This is a genomic window from Desulfofundulus thermosubterraneus DSM 16057 (assembly GCF_900142025.1).
Taxonomy (GTDB): Bacteria; Bacillota; Desulfotomaculia; order Desulfotomaculales; family Desulfovirgulaceae; genus Desulfofundulus; species Desulfofundulus thermosubterraneus.
Map to the genome: position 1 here is coordinate 1 of NZ_FQZM01000076.1, position 5446 is coordinate 5446.

At 47.9% G+C, this 5446-nt stretch carries 7 protein-coding genes and 2 pseudogenes; all 9 read right to left on the minus strand.

The annotated features are described in order from the left end of the window. Window positions 1-443, minus strand: a pseudogene (locus BUA65_RS17175) (IS21 family transposase); the annotation flags it as partial. Between the two features lie 114 nt (window positions 444-557). Beyond that, window positions 558-1037: a hypothetical protein gene (locus BUA65_RS17180; RefSeq protein WP_072871579.1), complete on the minus strand. Its 480-nt coding sequence runs from the start codon at window positions 1035-1037 to the stop codon at window positions 558-560. Between the two features lie 79 nt (window positions 1038-1116). Continuing rightward, the gene (locus BUA65_RS17185) at window positions 1117-2031 is read right to left on the minus strand and encodes a restriction endonuclease (protein WP_072871581.1); all 915 of its coding nucleotides are present in this window, start codon (window positions 2029-2031) and stop codon (window positions 1117-1119) included. Window positions 2032-2095: 64 nt separating this feature from the next. Further along, a pseudogene (locus BUA65_RS17190) lies at window positions 2096-2261 on the minus strand (IS5/IS1182 family transposase); the annotation flags it as partial. 414 nt (window positions 2262-2675) lie between these two features. Then, a complete protein-coding gene (locus BUA65_RS19050; protein WP_278246297.1) occupies window positions 2676-2804 on the minus strand; it encodes a hypothetical protein in 129 nt (42 codons plus the stop codon). 150 nt (window positions 2805-2954) lie between these two features. After that, window positions 2955-3410: a type II toxin-antitoxin system VapC family toxin gene (locus BUA65_RS17200; protein WP_072871584.1), complete on the minus strand. Its 456-nt coding sequence runs from the start codon at window positions 3408-3410 to the stop codon at window positions 2955-2957. After that, on the minus strand, window positions 3403-3705 hold the full coding sequence (locus BUA65_RS17205) for a type II toxin-antitoxin system Phd/YefM family antitoxin (protein ID WP_072871586.1): 303 nt from the start codon (window positions 3703-3705) through the stop codon (window positions 3403-3405). Before BUA65_RS17205 ends, BUA65_RS17200 begins: the two co-directional genes overlap by 8 nt. Window positions 3706-3868: 163 nt before the next feature. Then, window positions 3869-4030 carry a hypothetical protein gene (locus tag BUA65_RS18445; RefSeq protein ID WP_165613294.1) on the minus strand — a complete coding sequence of 54 codons (162 nt, stop codon included), beginning with the start codon at window positions 4028-4030 and terminating at the stop codon, window positions 3869-3871. A 205-nt stretch (window positions 4031-4235) separates the two neighbouring features. Beyond that, window positions 4236-5207 (minus strand): putative CRISPR-associated protein, encoded by a 972-nt coding sequence (locus tag BUA65_RS17210; RefSeq protein WP_072871588.1) that lies wholly within the window; start codon window positions 5205-5207, stop codon window positions 4236-4238. Window positions 5208-5446: the final 239 nt, after the last annotated feature.

Genomic DNA, 5446 nt, shown 5'->3' on the forward strand with positions numbered 1-5446 from the left:
ACTTTGATAAGTGTGTTCTGCAGTTCAACAAAAGCCTCGAACCAGTCTGCCTGCGCCCAACCGCTGAGACCGAAGTCCATGGGCAAAAACATTTCTTTGGGCTGGTTTTGCCGCCAGAGGCGCACGTAGCGACGCACGGTTTCCTCACTGCCCTGGTAGTTGTGCTCGTCCTTTAGCCGTTCAAAAATACGTTTGGCTGTATGGCGCTGTTTGGGTGGGCGCTGTTGATCTTCCTCCAGCCACTGGTGTATGATGGGGAGGAAAGGACCTATAACCGGCTTGGGCTTTTCTTTGGTCAAGTGGTATCTGGGCGGTTCGGCATCGACCAGTGCCCGCCGTACGGTTTTGCGGGCCACCTTCAACATCCTGCTGATGGCCCGGATGGATTGGCCTTCTTTGAAGTACAGCTCCCTGATGCGATCTTTGGTGTCCACCCTGATCATTCTCCTTTCAACCTCCCGTACGCCATAGAGAGTGTTGCTAACTATAGCGTACAGGATTTTTGGTCGGGGTGGGCACTTTTTTGTTTGCCGCAGTGGTCTACTATTAGATTACCACTACCAGTGATGATAGATCTGATTATAGAAATCTGCTATATCTAGAACCACAATATGAGAATATCCTTTTGAATTTTCATAGCATTGAGTCCAGAATGAATTCCAAGAGTAATTAGGATCATAGAAGTGACCATACCGATCAGGTTTGAAACGGTAACTAAAAACGGTTTTTTCATCCACCGGGCGGCGCGCTTTTTCAACCAGACTGCCATATTGGTACATCAGACTGGCAAGAATAACGCTGTCCAGTGGATCCAGTTGTGTAGCCGCTCTGTATGACATATCGTCCTTAGGCACAATGAAGCGTCTGGAAGGTCCTGGCTCATGTTGAGTAAGATCCAGGCTTGCAATTGCAGAAACAGCATTCGTTTCAAGGGTTGCTACAATATCCAACTCGATAGGTCTAGGAAAGAGGTCCGAATCGTTTAATATCATGAGATGATTTATGGCCCATCGGACAGCATCTTCGGACAGATTCATTATTATCCACCTTCAGCTTAATAAAAATGATATGTTTTGAACTTTGAGCAATTTTTAGCGCGTCGACTCCAAACGCTTATTAACTGCTTATTTTTGATTTCCCAGTTATGGCATCAATATAAATAAGCCCTTTCGTTTGGGCGGCTTTCACCTTCTTATCTAGCAACTCTGAGAAGCTCAGAAAACCTTCAAGCACCAGCATAATATCTGCGCCATCAACAAATATGGTCTTTATTGCTTTGCCAACTACCAGTGACCTTACTACTTCTTCGCTAAACCCATTTACCGATATAAAAATGCCGCGTCCGTATAGCTTACCTTCTACCTTACCAGCAAATTGATACACCGGTTCATTTGTTGCAGCTTTATCTTGCCACTTCGCCTCAATAATATAATGCTCACCCTCGAATTTGATGGCTCCGTCGATTTGTTCCCCATTGATCCTAAATGGCTCCGTTACTTCTAGTTGCGCGAGTTTCGCAAGCTCTTGTAGGATGCTTTCCAGCGCATACCCTCTTTCTTGGCATGTTACATTACCTTGGATCAGAGCTATATGTTGCCTTTTTAATTCTTCAAGTGTCTTAGTTGCCTTTTGGGCTTCGGCTGATTGTGCTTCTCGTCGCTTCCTTTCTTCTTTGATTTTATGGTCGCGTATTTCTTGGAGTTGCCTTAGGTGCTCGATAGCACGTTGCGCCACTGTTCGATCAAGTTTACGAAGTTTGTCGAAGTAGTAGGAATCAAAATGTGACCAATTGATTAGTGAGTGGAGCATCGCTCGGAATGGACCAAGTCCACCATCCGGTTTGGCTGAAAGGCGGGAAAACATTTTATCGACGATAGCGGCACGCGATAGCTCCTTATAATTACCGAGGCTCCGTATATCGGATGAGGTGCATCCGTTATCTTTGAAGAAAGAGACAATATCGTCTTTTGGCCATAGGATCTTAAGAATGCAATCTCTCATTGCGCCTTTTATATCAGCTGGAAAGCTCATCTGTATCGATCGTCTCCCTATTACAAAATATCAGCTAACATTCAACGAAAGAACATTTTTCTTTTCTGGCCTGGGCTTGAGATTCCAAAGCGGCTTTTGCTTCCCGGATCTTTGCCAGTCTTTTCTCCCGTGAGGCGAGTTCAGAGGGCAGTTCGTCTCCTTGCTTGTACTTCTTGTCTTCGGCAGCACTAACCTGCTCGGCCTTGCTGGAGCAGTTCCTTGATTTGTGAAACTGGCTTTGTTCGGGATGTCCAATGATGACCGATATTCTCATTAAACATCCCTCTTCTTAGTTGACGGAGGACTTAACCGGTTCCTAAAACGGGACTTGAAACATGAAAGGGATGGCAGCACGAAAATTCATGAGCGTAATGAATAGTTCCCCGTAACGGGATAACAAACCCGTTCTACTTATTACTACTTTCACCATATTTAAACATAATTCCTTCCTTTTTGGGTTATTGGTTATTAAGTCAACATCTTTTTCCATAGATTTGAAAAAATTTACCTACAAAAAAAAGACCGGCAAGGTGGCCGGTGTTATCCGGAACGAAATGGGCTAAGTGTGGACCACATTTAAGACGCCGATTTACCTTTCATAGCTATATTATGTTCACCAAAATTATGTTCACCAAACCGCCCTCCTAAATCGTCCCGGCCCTTTCAAAGTCCCGCCTGATGACCGGCTGGCCCGGCTGCCACTGAGCAGGAACGCCTTCGCCCGTAGCGGCAGCGTATTGAATGGCCTGGATCACGCGGATAATTTCGTCCACGTTCCGTCCCACTTCCCGGGGGTAGACGCAGTAATATTCAATACGACCCTGGGGGTTGATGATGAAGATGGCCCGGTAGGCTGCACCGTCTCCTCATCGAGCACGCCATGGAATATAGTAAATGGCTTGCGCGCTGAAATTACGCTCCCCTTACTCCAATTCTTTCAACAATCTTACATACTTCCTTCGTCCGTTTAAAAGGTTAACCAGCTTTTCATCCGCAGTCCAGAATTCACATCCTTCCCCGGTTCTCTCCTCCACCACCTCGGTAACCGCCAGGAAAGCCGCATCGTAAAGCGTAGGCATATCAAAGTGGCGGCTGATTTTCCAGGCCAGGTCCATTATCGAGTCATCATTAAGGTACTCTATCCCGGGAAATTGCCGGAACTCCAACCATAGATCATCTGCTTCCTGAACGGCTAATTCCTCTCTTCTACGCTTCTTTCTCAGAACAGTACCTACTTCAGCCCATGCGAATGCGGGAAGCACAATGAGCTGCCGGTGGTCTATAATCCTTTGCAGAAGCGCCGTTGCTTTGTCACTATCTTCCTCCTCCATGAGCACCTTGATCAAAACCGAAGTGTCCAGGCAGATATAATTACTCATGACGACTCAATCCTTCCCGGATTTCACGGATCAGTTTTGTAGAATCACTCTTTATACCTGTCCTCTTCGCCACCTTGGCCCTTAACTGAAGCATCCTCTCCAGGCTTTTTTTCCTGGTTTGTGTCAACACGTCCATTTCATCGAACTTTCGCGATCTCTCGAACGTTTCAGCGTCGACCAGGTAAGCAACCGGCTTTGACCGCTGAAGGATTACCGCCGGTTCTTTTGAGCGAATTACTTCCGCCAGAACCTCGCGAATGTTCCTCCGCAGATCTGTCACATTTACTATATGCATTGCAGTCACTCCCAAGTGTACTTTTAATCATAATATAACCGGTTAAGAGAGTGATTGCAACACTTTTCGGAAAATAGTAAAAAAACAAGGGAGGACTCCACCATGCGTTTGTCAATATAAAATTGATCCACTTCCACCGTTTTACCAATATCTACCTTGATGGTTATGATGTAGAGCGCGCCGTCACCGGCTCGTCGCTTTTCGGATCCCAGATTATTTCGGCCACGGCCGAATTGGTGATACCCAGATCTATGCCCAGAACGCGCACCGGCCTGCCGGCAAAAGACCGCCGGCCCTGAGTTGGAAATATGAGCCAATCAGTCATGTGAACCCTCCTTCCTGGAATAAAGAAGTGCCGTACGCGAACCATCTAAAAAACCCAAACGTCATCTCCAAAAATTTCCGGATATAAAGTAAATATTAAGGTATAAGGGAAATGATCAACACACCTGTATATCAGGAATGGGTTAAAGAAGAACGAGCTGAAGCTGAAGGCCGGGCTAAAGGCCGGATTGAACAAGCCAGGGAAGTCATTTGCCAGTAGTTAGCCAGTTATTAAGATCGGCCACGCAGGCTTCGCGCTGGCCGGGAGTAACGGCAGTGGTTTCCACCTTGATCTTTACGGTCCAGGTGCCGTTGCTGAACACACCTTCTATTTCCTCGCCTTTGAGGCGGAATATATTGGGCGAAGGAAGGTCCGGATTCCAGTAATGCGTCCGGCAGTGACGGACATAGGGTATTTTATTCACCGCGTTCATAAAGGCCAAGATGGGCTCGCGGGCGTTGCCCCAGTCGTGGTCCCCTAAATGCGGTTTTCTTTTCTCCAGGGCCGGCGGCGGCAAAACCCTGTCCCGGTCACTCCAGTAGCGTCCACGGAAAGTTTCGTGAAAGATCTGGCCGATGGGACTCAGTTCCAGGTAGTTGCTTCCGTCAATCTCCACCCGCTCCACCAGAGCTTCCAGGCGCTCGTCCCAATGTTCGGCCACATCTTTTTCACAGACCGTCTCCCGGTCCAGAAGAAAAAAGAGGCCGCTATTCCTCATCCACAGGCTAAGATCCAGGGCTACCGGCATGGGTGGGAAGGCGATGATTTCATTAAATTTTTCGTGCTTATAAAACACGGGTACACCCAGGGCCTGTCCCAGCAGCACGGCAATGGCAATCTGGGCCTTGTAGCCGCCAGTGGCGTTTATGGCACAGTAATCCGTCCCCCTTTCCAGGATGACCCGGCTGATAGTTTTGGCCAGGTTGCGCAGGCCTCTGGTACGAAAGAGCCCGGGATCTGCATCATGCAAGTCTTGTATCTCATACGACTCTGTTTCATAACCACTGAGGCTGAAATACTCCATCAGGATGAGGGCTACATTTCTTCCGTCTTCCGTCATGGAATGACAGAAAACTATCCTGGCGTTGTTGCTGTCAAAATAACCGCGCTGGACCAGATTCGTGATGGAATTAATTTCCGCACCGCACAGGCGATCCTGCCCATCCAGCTGTCGCAACCACTGTGCCACCTGCTCCCAGTCGCCATTGCGGTAGGCCGCTGCCAGCTCCCGGCGGGGCGACTCTTCAGGATTTTTCTCCGCCAGTTGAGAGAGGCTGGAAACCGAGAGAAGACTGGCGCTATCAGCATTTATTACAACGTTTCAATCCCTCATAGGTAGGCTGGAAACACGAAGGGTATTGCGTGTTGTTGGGTGTTATGTTAGTTTCAATCCCTCATAGGTAGGCTGGAAACTCA